Below are 21,126 nucleotides of genomic sequence, written 5' to 3'. Positions count from 1 at the left end.
GGTTTTGAGGACGCGCTTTTTGAAGTTATGCATGGAATCGAATCAGTGTTTGGATAGAGCGACACTATTCGAGATTCAATATAAGGAGACGATGAGATGGACCACCTGATTGATTTTAAACAAGAATTCACGATGCAGACGATGCTGCATGAACTGCACGAGTTGATCGCGAAAGCGAATCGACTCAACCTCGACACGACGACGATTGAAGGCGTGTATAAGGATTTAAACGTCTTAAACCTATTCTCTAACCGTCATATCGTCAGTGTCGCTGGTTTGCAGAGTGCTGGCAAAACGCTCGTTGTGAAGCGGACGCTCGATTTACCGGATGACCTCTTGTTATCAGAAGTCGGAGTCGGAGAAAAACGTCCTGTCCTTCTTTCGTCTGACGCGACTGCGACAACGATTGCTTATCGAGTGACCCGCACTGTCAAGACAGCTTCGGGAAGCTTTGAATTGCAGGATGAACCCATCACGAAAGAAGAACTCAATACCGGTATTCAAAATCCAAGCGGCGATATGCTTTGGTTCGAAATCATTTTACCGAACAATCGTGTGCTCGGTCATTTGACGCTCGCTTTATTACCGGGGTTCGAACGGAGCACTCGCTCGGATTCACAAAAGTTCCTCGACCTTTTCCTCAAATGCTCGACGGGAATGATTCTTGTCTTGAACCATGCACGACTCGCTCAGATGGATCAAGAGATGCTACTACAGAAAGTCGCTTCGACGTATAAAGACAAGGCACCTGGCTTCGTCCTCACGCATGCGAGTGAATTGACAGAAGAGAAAAGAACGATGATTTCACAAACCCTGTTCCAAAAGTTCAGTATGGCAGACGAGTCACAAATCATTTTAGCCGATACAGACATCGATAACGTCCCTCAAGAAATGGAACGATTGCTCAAATCGAACAGCCAATTCACTCAAGACTCACTCCAACTCCATCACGAGAAACTCATGATGATTGGTGAGACGTTAACACGTGAACTCATGAAACTTGAGCATGTGCTCATCGCACAATCGGACCGAAAGAACGATCAGCGCGAGTTGCGGACGATGCAACGTTTATTTGATGCGGCTCGTGATAAATACATTCAAGAGTTAGACGAAACGTTAAAAGTACGTTTAGAGGTACATGTAAAACGCTGTATCGATGAAGTGACGGAAACTATTAGACAAGAAAATCATACGTTATGGGACAGAGCACGAGCTTCTTTCAAAAAAGATATGACGTTCAATGAGCGGCACGAGTTGCTAGAATCCATTCAACATGTCTATACGACTGAAAATCCGCGTGTATTGGACATTTTGATGATGGAGTCGATTGAGACAATGACAAGGAAACGTCTTAGCCTCCATAAGCCGCATGTGTCTCAGAAGAAGCAAATTGAGCAGGCGGTGCCAAAACCGGCTCTCAGCTTTATGGAGCCGAAACCAAATGAACTCGTGCCGAACCAGCCTGAACTCGAAATCGCAGCCACGGACACGATGCAGGAAGCGTTTAGTGAGACATTGACGGAAGTGGATCGTTATTTAGATCCGACTGTTCTTGATGTCTCACTTGGGGGACAACATACCCAACAACTCCCAGTGATTGCTGGAGCGATTGTACAGCATCTGATCTTGACGAAAGGGAAAGAGGGGGATGCGGACCTTGTTGTTGGTGGGATCGAAGAATATGAGACACTCAAAGCTAAAATCGGAAACATGGAAGGATTTCATCAAGAGTATTCAGGACTCGTACTTGATGCCAACCGCATGGTGACCGGGACAGCCATTTTCTTTGGTGTCGATGCACTCGATGGGAACTTTAACAGTTTTGGAGCTATTGTAGGGGCTCTTGAGGCGTTAGGTGTGGCAGCCGGAGTGGCAACAGGCGTTGCGGCAGCTGGTGTCAGTGGCGTGGTCGGTCTACTTGCCATTAAACGAGGTTCGGAAAAGATTGAAAAATTCAAGTTCGAGCGTCATGACTATGCGACACAAGTGCTAAAGGCGACAGCTGATTATCAACGCGAGTCGACGATTGCGCTCGTCAATAACGTTATGGATGAGATGCGTGACAAATTAGTGCATGCCTACTATGCCCGTCGGCAGGACGATGTGAATTCTGGCCTGTATGAAGAAGTTGAGGTTCGCGTGAATCGCTTGAAGAACGAGTGTGGCAAACTCCGGGAAGAGGCGTTCCGCAATGCGGGAGCTATTTATTGAATTTGAAAAGAATCGGTATGAGTGGGCATTTGACGCCAAGCACGATTTTATGAGCCGATTTCAACTATATGATGCTGAAGGTGTGACGCCGGACCAAGAGAAAGTCGTCCTATCGGTATATGGACCGACACAGGTCGGTAAAACGACACTCATCTTGAACTTACTTAGGGTGAAAGAAGAGGCGATTGACGAAATCTCGTCATTTTTACGAGGAAAACGGGAGATTGGTCAATCTGCGACGGTAACTGTGACGAGTTACAGTGTATCTGCCACAGAAGACTATGTGCTTACCTTGCCGAATCAAGAACCCGAAGTGATTCAGTCGACAGACATCTTAGAAGATCGATTATCCACACTTCGAGTCGATGTCGAGGCGGGACGAATTGATTCACTCGCTCCTGTGCGCATCGCCTTGCCGAAGTCTTACTTTGAACAAGCAGACGTTGCCATCGAATTGCTTGACCTGCCTGGGATTGAGTCAGCGGAGGAACGCGAAATTCGTCACGTCGAACGTTGTGTCAATCATTGGATTCCTCGGTCGCATATCTGTCTCATCGTCAATGGTGCAGGTGACCTGACGTTCCTGCGAGATATCGGCATGACGCATTTGCAGCATTGGTATGACTATCCGGATAATTTTTATGTCGTCTTGACTCGTGCGTACTCTCCGGAATCGGTCAAACGACGATTGCGGGACAAGTCCATTTCAAACGAGACAGATCTCCGTGCCTACTATCATCGTGAAATTGGCGACATCCTCGGTCGAACGCCCGGGACAGTGTATCCGGTTGAGATTGGGGCGAGCATGCATCGGCTTGAGCCGGACACGCGTGAGATGGCCCAGTCGATTTTGAATGAGTTACGAGAGCGAATTGAACAGACTGATTATCGGCATGTGTCCTTTAGTTTTTTGATAGGTTACTATGCAGAAGTGGTGCGTCAGAGCGATGAAGAGATTCGCCATATCACAGAAGATTTAGATCTGGCAGAACGGGAACTCGTTCGATTGAAGGAACGAATGCAGAAGTTAGAGGAAGAGGGAAAAAAACGGATTGAGGATTTTGGAAGCCAAGAAATACAGTTGGCTGAAAAGATTGATGTCTTCAAAAAGGCGTTCGAACGGATTCATCATCGTGAAATCCAAGAAGCCATGATTGAAACGGAGTTAATACATGCAAAGTATGCCAAATCAAAAATGGCGTTGAATACTGCGTTCTCTCGAGCAATCACAGTACTAGATCAGTCATTGACTAAAGGCGTACAAACCATGAATCGATTACTAGATACAATTTATTTCGAACTCGATCAAGTTGACTCATCTCGATTGCACGTGTCACATCCGGGGGAGATTCAATTTTTTTCATGGGATAGCTCGAAAGTAGACCGTTATTTGTCCCAAAAGAACTATGAGACGCAGATGAATACGATGAAAAAACATCTCCTCGAAGAGTCAACGCGACTGAGTGAGTTAGTGTATCACGAAGTGAAACATATCTACGATCAATTGCAGGATATATCCGAAACGTTTTCGAATGATCAAGTGCGCCTGGTTATTCGTTTCACGCATGAGATGGATTTGCTTAAGGCTGAACTAAATGAATCCGAGCTCAGCGTAATCCAACTTCATGAACGATTGACGAAGACGAAAGAACGTTGGCAAGAAGACATAAATCACGCACAACAATACCGAAGTTTCTTCATTGAGCACTTCGTGAAACGTCAGCAAGCGTTATTGCAACAAGCAACGTCCGACAATACCGAAGAACGTTATAGCGCTGGACTTTATTTATACACGCTCGGACAAGATGCCGAGGAAATTATACAAGCACTGGGGTGTCCGAATGGAAACGAAACAAGCCACGACAGTGGAAGACGCGCTTTATGAGCAAGCATTGTCATCCCTACGACAATTGAATCAAGAGGTATTCTTAAACGATCTCGATACGAAGTTAAAACAAACCATCCTGATGATCCACCAAGAAGTAGATGATTTAAAAGCAAAACTTGAAGAGGATCAACTCTATCTTTCTTCGACTATCCAAAATTTGAAGCAGGTCGTTCATTCAGATAGTACAAATTCGGTTGAACGGGTCGAGGAGCTAGACGAGCAGGTGCGGTCGTATTTTCGTGACTTCTATGGTCATTTCACGACAGAGATCGAGCAGTTGAAAAGTGCGTCGGCATCTTCGGTTTCCTTAACCGAACAGCTAGTTGCAAAGCATATGAGCAATGCTGAGAGTCGGATGCATGATTTACAAGTACAGCAAAAGGCGACAATGGAATATGTCGATGTACGTTTCGAAAAGCTAGAACAGGTATATGATAGCTGGCTTCTCGCACTAAATGAAATGAAAGACGATTTTGCCAAACAGGCGAAGACGTTCCATGCGGCGAACGAGGCGCAACAACTTCATTTTCAAACTGGACAGGAAGAACTATCCCAGCGAGCCAGTGAACTGGACGCAACGATGCATCGATTAGAACAGCGACAGAATGAGTTACGTGAAACGACGAAACAAGAGTTCCTCCAAGCCGTTGCCGATAGTAATGCGTCACGCCTTACTTGGGAGGAGGCAATCGCAGAAGAGATGACCGCACGAGGAGCTAGTGAAGCGGCGATGCGGAAACAGTTGCTCGATGACGTGAACGCAACTGCTGAAGCTGCGATCATCCAGCTGAGAGAAGAGAATGAGGCGCTTGCCAAGCAGAATGAAGCCCGATTCAAGCAGAATCGATGGATTTTGATTGGGTTGGGTGTGTTGGGTGCAGCTCAAATTGTATTACAGGTGATATAAAAAACTCGATATCGAATTGAATGTGGGACATTTCACAGTACGAGATTGGGGTGTCCTCTTTCGGTGTATCGAAAATTCAGAAAGAGGTAGATTAAGATTAAGTTTTTTCAAAGTGAATTAAATAGATTCATTGTTCTGGCGGTAATCGGGGGTTTCTTATTTTGGATTTCAGCGTTTCCTATAAAACTTGGAATTATCGTTTCTTACAGTATGTTGTTTCTAGTAATCTATTTAGTGTTGGAGTTGTTTGTTTTTTATAGAAAATTAAATATCATAACAATTGTTGGAATGATAGTTTTGATTGTGTCATTTGGTACCTTCTTAATGGGGTGGTGGGGTCTACCATCAAACAACGTGAACTCTGACAACGGTGTAATTGATTCTAAAATTATTTTTATTGTCTCCATATTGTCCATCATGATTGTGATTGGAGATTTACTGGCGACCTACTTATCCCATAAAAAATGGATCAGTCGTTTCATCACTACTTTTTGGTCTCTTGTTGGGATACTTTTGTTTATGCTCCTCATCGTGGATTCATCTTTGATAGAAGAACGTTTTAGTCAGGTGAACACTGACTTTCTATCCATTGTTGCGCTTGGTATCTCACTACTTACCATTGGAGTTAAAAGTCAGTTGCTTGAAGAATGATGTGAACGATTGTAGGGGTAAGTCGATAAAAATAAAATAATAGAAAAATGCTAAAAAGGTGAGTCCTACATTGAAATAGGGCTCACCTTTTTTTAAAAGATTATTTAAGTTAGAGGTTGCAGTACTTCTTGACATGTTCAAATAGCAAAGAACTTCTCGTATCTAAAAACTTTTCGTAATCATTATTTTCATAAATAGATATATCAGTTGGAAGAAGGTTGCTCTCTAATATTTCTAGATAGTCATTAGAAGGAATGACATGTTTGAAGTATTGACTAGGTTTTTGATTTGAAATCGTTTTATTGGAGTTTGATGGTAGGAAGCAGAAATTACCTATCACGTTGATAACTGCATCTTCAAAATTTAACTCGCTTTTGAGAAAAGATTTTGGGAAGACATGGTGAAACTCTTTTCGGTTATAAACAGACAATGCAGAACCGGTATCAATTTTAATTCCATTTGTTAAATCTAATGGTGATTCTTTGCTCAGCATGAGTAATGTAGCTTTGACAAATGAATTTGACTTTGATAGTTTTTGTGTTTTAAAGAAGTTGCTATCGATAGAAACGTGATATTTATCAAGGTCTTTAAAGTCATTTGCAAGAATTTTTTTAAAGAATTCAATATCCATATCCATTTTCTTATCAGTACCCGCAGAATAACGATTAGAAAATGCCACTCTCCAAAACCATTGTTTCATAATCTTATTTTGCGTAGCTGAAGGGCTATGTTTTCTTGAGAAGAAATAGCTTAAAGGTACAATAATTTGAGGTCTCGGTAAAAAATCTGCTGAGACAACATTAAATTCTTGTTGTAGATAATCCAATGTCTTTTCAATGCTCTGCAATAAGAGTACAGAGTTATCTTTAATTTTTTGAGGATCTAATTCCAAAATACTTTTTGTAACTGTAGTTTCGTCTATAATGGCTCCAAAACACTGTAAAATGACTTTTTTCTTGATGTCTTCAAAGTTCTTTGATTCAAGAATAGTTGTCACTTCTTCGAACACTTCAGCTAGGTTATATTCCTCTGACCAAGTCCAGGCAATCATTAATTCTAATGTAGATAATGGTGTTCCAGTACTATTAATTCTCTCGAATATCGTGCCGACTTCACCCTTACTTCTTTTTTTGATAGTCACGGTTGGGATTTCGTAGTTTTGGAAGATTGACTGAACTTCTCTCGCCTTTTCTCTTAATTCGGGTGGTAATTTAAGAACCTCATCGAAAAATCCATTAACGTCAAAGAGCACGTTACTTTTTAAATAATGAAAATCAGGATTTATCTCATCTTGATGAACGAAGCGCTCACTCTCTAATTCAAAATAAACTTTGAAGTTCTCGACTTGTTTTGGATTATCGGCTTCTAGGTTGTGAGGAGCAAAAGTTCGGAAGATTGATGTGATTCGTTGTTGCCCGTCCAAAATATAGTTAATTGGAAACTCATCATTTTTTTGTGGGAGATTATATCCACCAATGTTTCTAAGGGAGGGGAGTTTTTCATTTACTTCCCAAAGTAATACGCTTCCTACAGGATAGTCATTATAGATTGAATCTAAGAGTTCTGTAATCTGATCTTTCTTCCAAACAAAAGCTCGTTGAAAAGGAGGGATTTTAATTTCCCCTTCAATGATCTTTGATCTTAATCTGTCGATGCTAAGTGAACTTGTTTCGAGTTCGCCTGTAGGCATGCTTATACCTCCTAATAAAATTTTTTATACCGAAAAAATATTAACAAGTGTAATTCACAAATGCAAATTCAATGAAAGTCACCTGGTAAAGTTCGTCGATTCTATTAAATCGGCACACTGATCTGTCTCGTCTCTTTGTTCGAGAGCGTATAAGTCACGATGTAGCTCGAACCGGACACTTTCACACTGGCCGACCGAATCGTCGTCTTCGACTGGTCGAGTCGGATGAGCGTGAGGTAGCGCACGTCTTTCCCGGTATTATACGAGATAACTTGTGGACGCGGCTTCCATTCGTAATCCTCTACGGCGACGAAACTCGTGCTGTTGCGCATCGATGAATTTTTAAGGTTCAGCTGCATGAGCTGGATCGTTCGCCCGTTCGTATCACCGTAGACGACGTTCTGGGTCGCCATCGAACTCTGAAGGAGTTTCAGACCTTCGGCGAGATGGAACCGCTGCACGAACTTCGTGGTTGCGGGTGAACTGATCCGGTCGTAGACGATGAGTGTTTGTTCTCTGTCGTAGACGAGCGTCCGTCGATGCGTCGCCCCGTTCCCGATGAGCTGGCTCTCCCCAATCGTAAGAAGGGTCGAACCGAGATTTTGTACGGTCTTGATGTTGCTCTTCCCACGCATCGTGGAGCGGAGGTCGAGATTCGCCCCGTCACGGTGGACGGTATTATGGGCATCGACACCGAAGACGCGCTGACGTTCGGGGCGATTCGTATAGCCGTAGCGACCCGTCTCGATGATGAAGTCGCGGCCGAGGCCGTACAGGTCGATGCTCAAGTCATCGGCATGCTTGTGGGCACTGCTGTGATAACCGGCTGTCATCATCACCTGGGTCGCCTGATTGAACGCGCGAGGTGGAGATGCCCAGTATTCGCGCATGAAACTGTATTGGTTACTGATCCGTTTCGCCGTGACCGGTGGACGTGTCCCTTCCTTCCCTTGGGTGAGGGCGAAGACGAGCTCGGGGAAATCCTCGATATGCGGAATGATCGAGGTGTTCCGTCTGACACCGGACGTGTCCCCAAAGATCGGGAGTGTCCCGTTCGGTTTGATCATATACGTCAGTTGCTTCGGCATCTGTTCGACCCGTGCCATGCTCGAAGGGAGTGAGAAACGGTTCGCTTCTGCCCAGATGAGGAAGCGGTCGAGCACGTGATACATATAGGACTGATAGCCGGGTGAATGCTCGAGGTGGACGGCGTCCGACGTGATGCTGTGGCGGATCTGTTTATCGAGGCGGCTGTCAGCAGTGTTTTTCCAATTCGCACTCTGGTCGAACTGTGGGAACGTCTGCGCGATGGCGGTGAGCGCCATGTCTTGGAAGATCCCATGATTGTGATCATTTTTATAGAAGCTAGACGTTGCGAGTAACGTGCCATGGTCGTGGAGCGTCCGCAACATCAGTCCCGTGAAGGCCGTATCTTTATAGAGTGAAGAAGATTTATAGGCATCCCAAAAATTCAAGAGATGGAACGTCCGGATCGACGTGCCGTGGTCGTTATATGGCCAACGGTACTGTTTGTAGTTCGCAATCGGATGGGCTTTCGTCCAACTTTTAACGACCCGTACCCCGTACTTCAAATAAGCGGTATTGCCGGTCTCGTTATACGCCTGGGTCAATTGATTGAGCACCGTCAAATAATGAATTTGGAACGGATAGGAATTGCTCGACGAGCTCGGGATGTCCCGGTGCCAGTTAAACGTATCGACGTTCGGGACGGACAATTGATATGGTTTGGACGGGATCGACCAATCCCCACGAATCGCACGGTTGGCGTAGTCGACGGCGCGCGCAGGTGTCAATTTTTCATATTCATATGGCGCGTGAAGTGGCATCTGTTTCATATACTCATGTGCGAGTCGTGCCGTTCCGCTCGACTTCAAATTCGAAGCGGTGAGTGGGTCACCGAGTAAGAGCTTGGCCTGACTTTTCTTTATGTAGATCTTTTTCGTATGACTTAGTGCGATGTAGTACCAGCCGGACGTACTGACGGCTGTATAGCGTTTTGTTGTCGAATACGCTGCCACTTTCGTCAATCGACCGTTCTTCATTTCATAGACGGTCGCATTCGGGATGGAGCGGATATCGAAAGGGTTCGTCGCAGCTTGGACGGAGTCTGTTGGGGTCATGCCCCAAGCTCCTACTAAGACGAGGACGAGTAATATTCGTTTCATGCATACACCTCAATAAATTTGGATTTACTTCTTTTTCAAAGTATACCATGAGGTGTGTTTATTCCCTTAATTTTCTATATCATCTTTATTTTAAATGGAGGTAGGTTCAATTTGACTTTCTCCCGACGATTGATGAAGGATTGCGACGGATGCATGTTGAGACCTCATTTGGAAAAATATGATAAAGTGAGGTGGATCGAATGACTTGTATGTCATATGCCAAAGGGGCAGATATGAATGAAGCACGTTAGTTTGTTTTTATTACTTTTTTTTGTGACGGCACTCGTCATCTACGGGATTTCTCTTACCGCGCCAGGGTTATTAGTGCCGATTGTGTATTTGGCTATCGCGGCATTGATCGGAATCACCGTGTACTTACTGAAAGTGTATATCGTAAACAGATAAGAACGATTCCACGTCGATCGGAGATGGTCTGGTCCCGTTCAAGCAGAAACCGATTTTCCATACGAAGAAGACCGACCTAATTCACAGGTCGGTCTTCTTTGTATGATCTTTAATCCAACGTCAACCGTTCCACCGCATCGCGAAGATGATTCTCGCGGACGCGGATGTACCGACGTGTCGTTTTCGGCTCGGAGTGGCCAAGTAATTCAGATAACGTCGTCTCCATGACCCCTTTGTCATAAAGGTGCGTCGTAAACGCATGGCGGAGCGTATGAGACGTGACAGGATAGCCGAGCACCTCTGTGGCAGCCGTCGTCAGGTGACGATTGATGGTCGTCTTACAAATCAAGGCGCCTCGTGCAGACGGGAACACATAGGGTGAGTCGACGGGACGTCGCTCCTCATCGAGATAGGTGGAGAGGACGGAGTGAATCTTGTCATTCAACGGGATTCTCCGGGGCTTTCCGTTCTTTGATTCTCGGACATAGAGTAACCGCTCCTGCAAATCGATCGCATCGAGTTTTAACAGCCGGACCTCGTTGATCCGCATACCCGTATGGAGCTGAACGGTTAAAAACGTACGATACAACGGGACGTCGATGGCATCGATGACGGCGGACAATTGTCTAGGGGAGGGGATCTCCGCTGAATGGCGCTCGGTCACTTTCACCCGTAACTGATGAAAGGGGTTATGGGTGACGAGATGCTCGGCGATGGCCCAATCGTATAAGCCACGAAGAGCGCTCAAGTAGTTGTTGATGGTCACCGGTTGACATCCTTCCGAACGGAGCGTGTCGATATACGGCATGACGTCCTGCCTCGTTTTTAATTCGTCGAGCGTCCTGCCTTCTCCCATGATGGCTTCGAATCGGGCAAACTTATAGGTCGCCTGGCTGACCGTGTTGTCCGATTTTCCGGTCATGCGTAAATAGTGGATGTGCTGGGCGACGGCGTCTTTCATGTGTAAGGTCATCTTCCTGTCTCCTCTTACTCGTTGTCCTCACGGAGCATCCGTTGCAGTTCGGCCTTATAGGCGCGTAGTCGACTCGGCGAGTACCCGAGCGATGCCTCGGTCCCGTGAAGCATATGGCAGAGTAAGGTGAAATGGCGATTTGGTAAAGTGGATCGTTTGTCGTCTAGCCAAAGTGAGAGGGGCACTTCGCGCTGGTCGACTTGTTCTGGGAGTCGTTCGCTCGCGACCTCGTGTTGGAGCGTCTTCGCCTGTTTGGCCCGTTCGTTCAGGATGGCCCCACGGATACGGATGAAACAGTACGTTTTCCCTAACGTCTTGCCGTCTTGAAGAGCACGCCATAGGGCGATTCGTGCCGTTTGGGCGGCATCGTCGACTTCGTTCGGATGGAGATGGAGCTGTCGGATGACGTAAAAGATCATCGGCTCCCACTCTTTGATCTGTTCGTTAGCATCTGGCATGGTGGGCTGCTTTCCCGCGCGCGTCTCAAGTTTCCTAGGTGGATACAGCATAATGGTTGTTATGCAGATTTCGCACCTCACGAACATTGAAGTTTCGTCAGCCCAAATCAGACACAGCACAGAAATGCTGTATGGCACAACCTGTATCCCTTATCCATCGGAAGCATCGATTCTCTATAACAACCATTATAGGAGGATGTCAGGTGGTGATTTGATCAAGAGGTAAATGATATCCAAGTTTTAGTTGTTTAGCATTCGGTTAATGGATATAATTTACAGGGTGAAATCAAACCGGAAATGTGAGGAAAATCATGAAACCTTTGTATAGACGATTATCCATCGGGATGTTGAGCGGGATGCTCCTGTTCGCACCGATGACGACGGCTTCGGCCAACTCGGACTTCAACGTGCGCGTCGCTCCGTCGACCACGCTGCACCAAATGAAGGGGAAGAAATTGGTCCCGCTACAGAAGACGAACACGACGAAAGAATACCGCATCGTGCGCCCGTCCGGTTGGTATTACCTTGCCATGGCCGGCGGCAAACGGATCTATATCAAGAAAAGCCAGGCGGAGGTCGTTCCGGCCCGTTCGTTGACGAAAGCACGTATCCAATCGAAAACGAACCGTCCGCTCGTCCATACATACATGGGGCAGACCGAGTCCCATATCCCGTATGAGTATGACCGGCTATCGACAGAACAGGCGAAACAGTTCGCCGATCGGGCGCTCGCCGGCAACTGGTATATCCCGACGAAACCGAACAATCTGTCGGTCCCAAACATCGACACGTTCAACTGGCATAAGGACGTCCCGGCCGTGGACAGCAACTCGTTCCCGTTCCAGCTCCACTACTTGACGGTCCTCAATCAGTTGACGCAAGCGTACAATGACACGGGTGACCTCGCCTATCTGAAATATGGCGAACGACTAATCAAAAGTTGGACGAAGGCACACCCAGCCTATAACTACAAACGACTCAAGTGGGGATACAATGACCAAGGAACGGCGATTCGTGTGTTCCATTTGTTGAATTTCTGGGATGTGTATAAAGAGACGTCACTCTATCGGGACCCTGCCTTCACTGAGCTCATGTTGAAAACATTGTATGAGCATGGGGAGATCTTGGCATCGTCCGACTTCTACAAACCGAAACATAACCACGGCATCTTCCAAGACATGGCGCTCACCGCCATCGCCCAGACGTTCCCTGAGTTTGACCGGAGTAAGGCGTGGCAATCGACCGCCAGCACGCGGCTCCAGGCGCAGATCGCCCACAGCATCTCGCCGGAAGGGGTCCACCTTGAACACTCACCTCGATATCACGTGTATGTGTATCATACGTTGTCGCGCTTTATCGAATGGGCCGAGGCTAACCAGTTCGTTCTGCCTTCACGCTCGGGCTATATCGAGAAGATGCCGGATCAGCTCACCTACATGTTGAAGCCGAATCGGACGCTTCCGATCTTCGGTGACACGACGGGGCACCTTCAAGGGATGAACATCATTCCAAAGACGAACGAATATCCGGAGCTCAGTTTCGCGGTGAGCGGAGGGGCAGAGGGCGTGGCACCGACCCTATTGACGAAGCAAATCGGGGATCAATACAGCTTCATGCGCGAATATTGGTCGCGTCCACCTGAGGCGTTCTCGGGTGCGACACAAGTGATGATGACAGCCGGTTATCATAGCAGTGCCCACAAGCATGCCGATGACTTGAGCATCGACTTCTACGGACTGGCACGTGACTTCATCATCGAGACGGGTCGCTTCGGTTATTCGTCGCGACCGGAACGGAAGGAAGTCTTTAAAGTCGAGGCCCATAACACCGTCCACCGATACGGGGAAAACTTGGACTTAAGCAAAGGCATGATCGGTCGGAGCCGTATCGTGAAGACCGAAGACCGTGGAGAGACGAGCCTTGCCATCGGAGAGAGCGCGTTGATCGGGAAAGGGGCGACGCATCGCCGCACCCTCGTCTATGACAAGGCGAAAACGCTCGTCGTCTACGACCGCATCACCTCGCCGAAGCCGGACATGTTCGTCCAGCGCTTCCACCTCGGAGAGGGTCTGCAGCTATACAAAGGGACGACCGAGGCACAGAACGTGACGTTCCGAGACAGCCGTCGTCGATCGATTCAACTGATGCAGCTCGAGACGGACGAAGAGTCATATATGTCCGTTCAACCAAGTCATCTCTCGGTCCGTGATGCGGAGTGGACGCTTCGCGACCAAGTCGTCTCCATTGAATACGGTACGGACGTGCGTTACATCACACTCATGCGGATCGACCGGACGAACACCTCGATTGTCGACACGACGGTCAAGGAACAAGCTAATCAGTATGAACTCACCTATACACTTTCCAACGGCGAGACCCATACTCTCGACGTTCCAAAATGATTGAAGCCTGGCGACTGCCAGGCTTTTTTACGTGGACGATAAGAGTAGTTGTTGAATCCCACCATTTGCTAAGGTAGAATTTTCAAGTAGAACAACTGACAAGTGAGGGAACGAATGGAACATTCACATGCAAAACAGATCGTGGCTCAACTTCGGGGTTCGCTCTCGGGGAAAGCGAGCGATGGTTGGGACGTCGTCATCTCGGCAGGGACGATGTGTTATCAATGGAAGGGAAGACGAATGGTGCCAGACAGTCGGCTCGAGACGACCGAGACGGTACGGCTCATCCGTCCATACGGTCGATATTATATTGTCCATAGAGAAGGAAGGGAAGCACTCGTCCGCGCGACGGATGTGATGCTCCTTATGACCGAACCCCTTTCGAAAATCAAATTGACGGACAAGATGGAGCGACTGCTCGTCTGTGACTATATGAAACAAAAGCGCACATTCGCTTCGTACCATTATGAACAAATCCGTGATGAACAGGCGGTTCATTTTGCGGAAGAGACGTTGAACGGAAGATGGTATATCCCATCGCTTCCGCATACATTGGCCGTCCGTGATGTTCGGACGTTCGATTGGAACAAAATGTTACCACCTGTGAACAACAACTCTTTCCTTTTCCAACTCCACTATTTGACGACGGTCAATCAACTGACCCATGCCTATGAGGTGACGCAAGACGAAAGATACTTGCACTATGCACACCAAATCATCGATAGCTGGGAGAGCCATCACCCGCTACATGGCGGTCCGCGGGGGCGTGTAGCATACCATGCGCACGGGACGGCGATTCGAGTATTCCATATACTCCGTTTCTTTGAAGCGTATCGCCAGGCATCAATCCATCATGATGCCCATGTGACGTGCCGTTTGTTACATCTGTTATATGAACATGCGACATTACTGGCGACCCCTACCTTTTATCGTCCGCTCCATAACCATGGGCTCTTTCAAGATATGGCACTGTTTGCGATTGCTTCCTGTTTTCCGGAGTTTGATCGCAGTGCGGATTGGAGAAGGATTGCGCGTGCGCGGTTGAATAAGCAACTCGACATTTGCCTTTCGGAGGACGGGACCCACTTGGAGCACTCGCCTGGCTATCACGTTTACGTGTACCATACGCTAAGTCGATTTAGAGACTGGGCCGATTTAAATGGATTCACGTTGCCGGAAGGGATTGGACGCATCGACCGGATGCCAGGGCGCCTCTTGCATTTCATTAAACCAAACCAAACTTTGCCGATCGTGGGGGATACAGGAGGACAGCTTCGGGGAAGCCGTTTAATTCCTCGGATTGAAACGTTTCCCGAACTAGCCTTTGCCGTGAGCGGAGGGACACAAGGACAATGCCCAGAAGAACTGCTGGCGAATCTAGGCTCTCAATATGCGGTCATGCGTGAATATTGGCACCATGCAAAGCGGCCGTTTCGTGACGCCACCTATATTCTGATGACAGCGGGATACCATGGGAGTGCACATAAACATGCCGACGACTTGAGTCTCGAACTATATGGATTGGGGAGGGATTTCATCGTCGAAACTGGTCGGTATGGCTACGTGGACGGACCTGAGCGTGCGCAAGCACTACGTGTCGCGGCGCACAATACGGTACATCGACTCGGAGAAGAGCTCGACTTGTCGATCGAGCGAATCGGAGAGAGCGGAATCCTAGAGGTGAAAGAGACGCGGAAACAGATGATGGCGACCGGAGTGAGCCGCTTGATTGGAAAAGGGGCCGTTCATACTCGGCGTGTCGTGTACGATCAGGCGCGAACGCTTGTCGTGTTTGATCGGATTGTTGCGCCGGAAGCGGACCTCTTTGTCCAGCGCTTCCATCTGGCACCCGGTTTGGACCTGGTAGCGGGTACACCAGAAGAACACAACGTTCGATTTAAAGATGCCTCGAATCGAGCCATTCAATTCATTCAGCTTTTAAAAAGCGAAGAGGCTTATATGGCACTTGAACCGAGCCATGTGTCCATGCGTGATTTGGAGTGGACTCCCCGCCAGCAAGTCGTTTCGATTGAACATGGTAGCGAAGTTCGCTTTTTGACTCTGATTCGACTAGACCGGACCGGGAAGCGTGTCGTCGATACGAAGGTCGAAGAGCGGGATGGGATGTACATCGTCTCGTATTGGATTGAAAACGGGGGAAAGCATGTCATTCATGTGCCGTGTGAGGAAAGTCGTGACGTATAAAGGACAAAACGTCACGACGCTCTCACGAAGTGATGTCGTCCTTTACATAATGAGGGAATCGTTTTTTGTGGAAATTGTAAAAACCTTAAAAATCTTCAATTTGTGATTGTTTATTGGACGCGTTTCCGTTACGTTAGAACTAGAGCGATTTGTACATATAAGGGAAAAACGGACGACTTTGGGGTAATCGTGGTAAGTAAAAAGTCGAATGATGTAAGCGCTTTCTCTTGTGTGTCCTCTTCGCAAATCTGAAAGGGGAATTGGACATGACAAAGAAATCATCTCGTAAGTTGTACACAGCACTCGCTGTAGCGGCCGTATCGACTGCATCGCTCGCACCGGCTGTTGTCACGGAAGCTGCGTCGAAAGCACCAGTCGTCAAAGCGAAATCAGCGTATGTGTACGCAGGGGACTTGGATGCTGCACTCGATGCTACATATGAGGGCGCGCCGATCCATTGGTATAAATCGAGCGTCAACTTGGAGAAATTAGGTACATTCCAAACAGCTAAGGGAATCGTCAAAGGCAAAGGGAAGTACATTGAGAAACGCGTACGCGTCCTCGATCACCCGATTGCGATTTTACCACCGAGCGAGCCACTCGTGTTCAAACAAGGGAAACCGGCACTTGGTATCGTGAAGCAACAAGTGAAATTTGCAAGTGGGACGTATGAAAAAGCAGTACGTTGGAGCAAAATCGACACGAGTGAAGTCGGCGAATTCGTCGCGACGGCTACATATACAAACCGTGGTAAAACGATCACACTTGAAGTTCCTTATACAGTAGAAGGATACAAGCTCTCGATCATGCACACGAACGACACGCACGCCGCGCTCGATCTCGCACCGAAACGTGCGACAGCCATCAAGCAAATCCGTGCAGAGAAGCCAGACAGCCTCTTGATCGACGCAGGGGACGTCTTCTCAGGATCGCTTTACTTCAACGAGTTCAAAGGTCAAGCTGACCTCAAACTCATGAACTACATGAAATATGATTTGATGGTGCCGGGTAACCACGAATTCGATCTCGGTACAGAGCAAGGGCATAAAGAACTTGCTGATTTCGTCCGCTATGCGAACTTCCCGTTCGTCAGCTCGAACGTCAACTATGCAAATGACCAATACATGAAGAGCCTCTACCGTGACGAAGTTTCGCAAAAAGCGTACAACGGTCGTCTTTATGAAGGTGTCGTCAAAGTAGTGGATGGCGAGAAGGTCGGATTCTTCGGTTTGACAACAGAAGAGACGGCATCCATCGCTAGCCCAGGTCCGATTGAATTCCAAAACTACATCGCAGAAGCACAAAAAGCAGTCGACGCGTTCAAAGAGATGGGCGTCGATCAAATCGTAGCTGTCTCACACCTTGGGTATAACGACAATCCAGCGTTCGACAACGATTTGTTGCTTGCTGAAAACGTAGATGGGATCGACATCATCGTCGGTGGCCACACGCATACTCGTTTGAGCGCTCCGGTCCTCATCACAGAAGGAAAAACAGAGCCAACGGTCATCGTTCAAGCGGACCAATACAGCAATTTCCTCGGAACGGTTGATGTCGAGTTCGACAAGGATGGAAAAGTCATCAAACATGCAGGTAGCTTGATTGACGTGAAAGCACTTCAACCAGATCCATACGCGGTCGAGTTGCTCGCACCATTCAAAGATGTCGTGGATACAATCAGCCAAGACCCAATCGGTGTCTCGCTCACAGCTCCACTCGATAACCCACGTGACAAAGGTGACGAAACAGCACCGAGTGTCCGTAAAAATGAAACTGCCCTCGGTAACTTGATTACAGACGGTATGCTCACGAAAGCAAAAGAATATGATTCTGCTGTCATCGGTGCCGTTCAAAACGGTGGTGGAATCCGTGCATCAATCGATGCAGGTCCTGTCACGACAGGTGAAGTGTTGACGACACTTCCATTCGGAAACACGCTTGCCATCATGGACTTGAAAGGTAGCGAATTGAAAGCGGCCTTCGAGCGTAGCGTTGGCATTTACCCAATCGAGAACGGTGGATTCCTCCACGTATCTGGATTCAAAGTATTGTTCGACAGCTCGAAACCGGCTGGCGAGCGCATCGTTAGCTTGCAGTATAACAACGGCACAGAGTTTGTCGATGTCGAAGACGCGACGAGCTACAAAGTCGCAACGAACTTCTTCACAGCGCAAGGTGGAGACAACTATGTTGAGTTTGAAACGGCATTCAAAGATGGTCGCGTCAATGACCTCGGTCTCATCGACTGGGAAAACTTCCGCGATCACTTGATCAGCCTCGGCGAAGAAGTCACACCTGCTGTTGAAGGACGTATCGTCGACGTCAACGCAGCTGAATAAGACAATCATTGATTACTTTCGGACGGATCCAGGAATGGGTCCGTCTTTTTTATAGGAAACTCAGGCGTGTACATTTGTCATCAAATTGCGACCGACATATAACTCTGTTAAGATACGATAAGATGAAGAAATACTGATTACTTAAAAAAGGTGGAGCGGACGTATGGATGTAAAAGCGACGCTACGCGATGTGCAAGCGCACATTGCGTGGTTGAAAGAAGAAAAAGAACGGGTCGACCGGAGAGAAGCATTGAACGGAGATGACTTGATCACCCTTGAGGACCTTCCTTCATTGTCGAGACAGGCACAACGCCCGCGTCTTGACGATAAATTGTTTGAAGAACAGCAAGCTACCTTAAAAACGGAACTCGAATCAGCTCGAGCGCGACTCCCGAAACAAGATGTGACTCGTATCGCATCGAATGGGAGCAATTTTTATGAGAAGGCGGACGTGCAAGTGGCATTCGTCGGTCCTGTCAAACGAGCGAAAGAGTTAGAGCGGCTTTGTCATGTCCATTTATTTGAGAATGTGACGGGTTTCTTAGAGCTGGCTGAAATCGAAAAGATTGACTTCCTTCTCATCTCGGCCGCGCTAGTGGAAGATGAGACGACCGCATTCCACCACATGGGTTCGCCGCGTTCGCACTCACGTCACTGGTTGGAGAATTTGATTCGTAAAGCCAAACAAATTGATGTTCGTGTCGTGTTTGAAACTACTCTCGATACGAATCACTACGATCGTTTCTCCTCACTCGCCGCACAGTGTGACTATATCTTTACGGCAAGCGAGGAGCGCGTGACGGATTATATCGAAGAAGCCGGACATGAGCGCGTTTTTGTCATCCGTCCGGGAATCGACCCACTTCGCTTCAATCCAATCGGGATGACGCGTGTTCAGTCGGATTCGGTCGTCGTCACGAACCGTTTCCCGGTACAACGTTTCGCAAAAGACTTGGAGACACTCGCACAAGGTGTTCGTGATGCGAATAAGTCTCTTTATGTGATTCGCGAAGCGGATGAATCGAAGGTGTCGTTCGCACCGAAATCACTTCAAGATGTCCTCGTCCATGGGGACCAACAGGAGATCGAGGCGTTGAAAGAAACCTCGAACTGGATTCTTCACGTCAATGAAGTGAAAAACAGTCCGACGATGAGTGCGCAAGCCATCTATGAGGCACAGGCACGGGGACAACTCGTCTTGACGAACTACAACGTGGCCGTCAACAACGATTTCCCGAACGTATTCATCGCGACGAGCGCATTGGATGCGCAAGGGATTTTAGAAATGTTCGATACAGACGAAGAGCGTCTCGAGCATCAACTATCTGGTGTCCGTACCATCTTCTCGAACCATACAATTTATGATCGTTTCAACGAAATGTTATTCGTTCTCGGCATTCACCACGAAGTCCGTCGTGACGTTCTCGTCATCGGTCGTGGCGACGTGACGGCGACGCGTGAACAGTTCGAGCGCCAATCCTATCCGCATAAACGTTTTGTCGCAGAAGCGGATTTACAAGAAGTCGATTTACGCACAGCCGACTTTGTGACGGTATTTGACGACCGTTATCACTACCTCGACTATTATGTAGAGGATATGGTCAACGCCTTCAAATACACGGACGTCGCTTTCGTGACGAAAGGGCAGGACGTTGTACATGAATTCGTAGAGGGATACGATGACGTCGCGTTAACGATGTTTGCAGCAACCCACCTGTCGCTTGAGACGCTTCGGGACGACCAGCGTATCGAGGGACAAGGCTATGCCATCGATCATTTCGAACTGCTCGCGGCAGATGACGTGCTCGTCCCGAACGAACCGGGTGACTATGCGCTTTCAATGATCGTACCGATTTATAACAACGGTCGTTATCTCTACAACAAATGTTTCTCTAGTCTTCGCCGTAGCTCGATGTTTGAAGACATGGAGATTTGGCTCGTCGACGACGGTTCGACGGACCAAGAGACGATCGGCTATATCGAACGCCTCGTGCGGAAGTATCCGAACGTCTACACGTACTCATTCAACGACGGGGGCAGCGGCAGTGCGTCGCGTCCGCGAAACAAAGGCGTCGAATTGGCAACGACACCGTATATCGCTTTCCTTGACCCGGACAATGAAGCGGTCAACGACGGCTATGCGGAACTGTTCCGTATCATGAAAGAGAATGACGCGCTTGACCTCGCAGTCGGAAGTATGTTGAAGCTTGCGAACCGTGAGGCCATGATTGAGCTAGACGGCCTTGAAAAAGATGGTGTTCGCGTCATCGAAGACCCGAGAGCGTACTTGCTCGAGCACAACTTCAAGGTACAGAGTATCCAGACGATGGTCATCAAAAAAGACTTCATCCAGAAGCACAATTTGAAACAGGTCATCGGTGCGGTCGGGCAAGACTCGCTCTTCTTCCAGGAAATGTTCCTGAGCGCAGGACGAGTCGCTCTTCTCGACTTGACGATTCATGATTATTACGCGGCCGTCGCCGGTTCGACAGTCAATACGATCACGAAGAAGTACTTTACGAAGTGTGTCATTCGGGAGACGGCACGGGCAAAAGCGTTCGCCCGAGAAGGCGTACTCGATCAATACCGTTCCACACGATTCGAACGCTTCTTCTCGATGTGGTACTTGGTCTTCTTACGCCGAAGCAAACCGGAAGAGTTTGTCGACAATGCCGGTATGCTTTATGAAATCATCGAACAGTATCGTCCGATGGAATTAGAGACGCCGATTGTAAAACAATTCGTCGACTTATATGAATCAGGACAAACAGAAGAATTGAAGCGTCTCTACTTTGACGCATACTTGTGAGG

Annotated in this window: 13 protein-coding genes; 9 read left to right on the top strand and 4 right to left on the bottom strand. The window is 47.8% G+C overall.

The window, feature by feature from the left end; translation table 11 throughout:
- The first annotated feature begins 96 nt into the window (after positions 1-96).
- The 4 genes from F3H97_RS08855 (at position 97) to F3H97_RS08840 (ending at position 5,657) form a co-directional block, all read left to right on the top strand.
- Positions 97-2,211: a hypothetical protein gene (locus F3H97_RS08855; RefSeq protein WP_196431127.1), complete on the top strand. Its 2,115-nt coding sequence runs from the start codon at positions 97-99 to the stop codon at positions 2,209-2,211.
- The gene (locus tag F3H97_RS08850) at positions 2,192-4,096 is read left to right on the top strand and encodes a hypothetical protein (protein ID WP_196431126.1); all 1,905 of its coding nucleotides are present in this window, start codon (positions 2,192-2,194) and stop codon (positions 4,094-4,096) included. Before F3H97_RS08855 ends, F3H97_RS08850 begins: the two co-directional genes overlap by 20 nt.
- Positions 4,053-5,006 (top strand): SH3 domain-containing protein, encoded by a 954-nt coding sequence (locus F3H97_RS08845; protein ID WP_196431125.1) that lies wholly within the window; start codon positions 4,053-4,055, stop codon positions 5,004-5,006. Before F3H97_RS08850 ends, F3H97_RS08845 begins: the two co-directional genes overlap by 44 nt.
- Before the next feature lie 297 nt (positions 5,007-5,303).
- Complete coding sequence (locus F3H97_RS08840) at positions 5,304-5,657, top strand: hypothetical protein (protein WP_196431124.1); 354 nt, start codon at positions 5,304-5,306, stop codon at positions 5,655-5,657.
- A gap of 109 nt (positions 5,658-5,766) precedes the next feature.
- Here the strand turns inward: F3H97_RS08840 and F3H97_RS08835 are convergent, their stop codons facing one another.
- Both F3H97_RS08835 and F3H97_RS08830 read right to left on the bottom strand, forming a co-directional pair.
- A complete protein-coding gene (locus F3H97_RS08835; protein ID WP_196431123.1) occupies positions 5,767-7,347 on the bottom strand; it encodes a GmrSD restriction endonuclease domain-containing protein in 1,581 nt (526 codons plus the stop codon).
- A gap of 104 nt (positions 7,348-7,451) precedes the next feature.
- Complete coding sequence (locus tag F3H97_RS08830) at positions 7,452-9,533, bottom strand: alginate lyase family protein (RefSeq protein ID WP_196431122.1); 2,082 nt, start codon at positions 9,531-9,533, stop codon at positions 7,452-7,454.
- 237 nt (positions 9,534-9,770) lie between these two features.
- Between F3H97_RS08830 and F3H97_RS08825 the strand changes: the two genes are divergently transcribed.
- Entirely contained in the window at positions 9,771-9,938 is a 168-nt protein-coding gene (locus F3H97_RS08825; RefSeq protein ID WP_196431121.1) for a hypothetical protein, read from the top strand.
- A gap of 109 nt (positions 9,939-10,047) precedes the next feature.
- Here the strand turns inward: F3H97_RS08825 and F3H97_RS08820 are convergent, their stop codons facing one another.
- Together F3H97_RS08820 and F3H97_RS08815 are read right to left on the bottom strand one after the other, a co-directional pair.
- A complete protein-coding gene (locus tag F3H97_RS08820) occupies positions 10,048-10,911 on the bottom strand; it encodes a tyrosine-type recombinase/integrase (RefSeq protein WP_196431120.1) in 864 nt (287 codons plus the stop codon).
- A 14-nt stretch (positions 10,912-10,925) separates the two neighbouring features.
- Complete coding sequence (locus F3H97_RS08815; RefSeq protein ID WP_159562825.1) at positions 10,926-11,369, bottom strand: sigma factor; 444 nt, start codon at positions 11,367-11,369, stop codon at positions 10,926-10,928.
- Positions 11,370-11,680: 311 nt separating this feature from the next.
- Here F3H97_RS08815 and F3H97_RS08810 point away from each other — a divergent pair, with 311 nt between their 5' ends.
- The 4 genes from F3H97_RS08810 (at position 11,681) to F3H97_RS08795 (ending at position 21,124) form a co-directional block, all read left to right on the top strand.
- A complete protein-coding gene (locus F3H97_RS08810; protein WP_196431119.1) occupies positions 11,681-13,771 on the top strand; it encodes a heparinase II/III family protein in 2,091 nt (696 codons plus the stop codon).
- 114 nt (positions 13,772-13,885) lie between these two features.
- Positions 13,886-15,976 (top strand): alginate lyase family protein, encoded by a 2,091-nt coding sequence (locus tag F3H97_RS08805; protein WP_196431118.1) that lies wholly within the window; start codon positions 13,886-13,888, stop codon positions 15,974-15,976.
- Between the two features lie 266 nt (positions 15,977-16,242).
- A complete protein-coding gene (locus tag F3H97_RS08800; RefSeq protein WP_196431117.1) occupies positions 16,243-18,315 on the top strand; it encodes a bifunctional metallophosphatase/5'-nucleotidase in 2,073 nt (690 codons plus the stop codon).
- A 163-nt stretch (positions 18,316-18,478) separates the two neighbouring features.
- A complete protein-coding gene (locus tag F3H97_RS08795; RefSeq protein WP_196431116.1) occupies positions 18,479-21,124 on the top strand; it encodes a glycosyltransferase in 2,646 nt (881 codons plus the stop codon).
- Positions 21,125-21,126: the final 2 nt, after the last annotated feature.

It is taken from the genome of Exiguobacterium sp. SRB7LM (assembly GCF_015712685.1).
In the GTDB taxonomy this organism is placed as follows: domain Bacteria; phylum Bacillota; class Bacilli; order Exiguobacteriales; family Exiguobacteriaceae; genus Exiguobacterium; species Exiguobacterium profundum.
The sequence above is the reverse complement of the archived record's forward strand: the minus strand, read 5'-3'. Positions and strand labels throughout refer to the sequence as shown.

Excerpts from the sequence above, each read along its gene's own strand:
- F3H97_RS08805 (WP_196431118.1), top strand. The coding sequence starts at position 13,886 with ATGGAACATTCACATGCAAAACAGATCGTGGCTCAACTTCGGGGTTCG.
- F3H97_RS08845 (WP_196431125.1), top strand. The coding sequence starts at position 4,053 with ATGGAAACGAAACAAGCCACGACAGTGGAAGACGCGCTTTATGAGCAA.
- F3H97_RS08795 (WP_196431116.1), top strand. The coding sequence starts at position 18,479 with ATGGATGTAAAAGCGACGCTACGCGATGTGCAAGCGCACATTGCGTGG.
- F3H97_RS08820 (WP_196431120.1), bottom strand. The coding sequence starts at position 10,911 with ATGACCTTACACATGAAAGACGCCGTCGCCCAGCACATCCACTATTTA.
- F3H97_RS08800 (WP_196431117.1), top strand. The coding sequence starts at position 16,243 with ATGACAAAGAAATCATCTCGTAAGTTGTACACAGCACTCGCTGTAGCG.
- F3H97_RS08850 (WP_196431126.1), top strand. The coding sequence starts at position 2,192 with ATGCGGGAGCTATTTATTGAATTTGAAAAGAATCGGTATGAGTGGGCA.
- F3H97_RS08835 (WP_196431123.1), bottom strand. The coding sequence starts at position 7,347 with ATGCCTACAGGCGAACTCGAAACAAGTTCACTTAGCATCGACAGATTA.
- F3H97_RS08810 (WP_196431119.1), top strand. The coding sequence starts at position 11,681 with ATGAAACCTTTGTATAGACGATTATCCATCGGGATGTTGAGCGGGATG.
- F3H97_RS08830 (WP_196431122.1), bottom strand. The coding sequence starts at position 9,533 with ATGAAACGAATATTACTCGTCCTCGTCTTAGTAGGAGCTTGGGGCATG.
- F3H97_RS08825 (WP_196431121.1), top strand. The coding sequence starts at position 9,771 with ATGAAGCACGTTAGTTTGTTTTTATTACTTTTTTTTGTGACGGCACTC.
- F3H97_RS08815 (WP_159562825.1), bottom strand. The coding sequence starts at position 11,369 with ATGCCAGATGCTAACGAACAGATCAAAGAGTGGGAGCCGATGATCTTT.
- F3H97_RS08855 (WP_196431127.1), top strand. The coding sequence starts at position 97 with ATGGACCACCTGATTGATTTTAAACAAGAATTCACGATGCAGACGATG.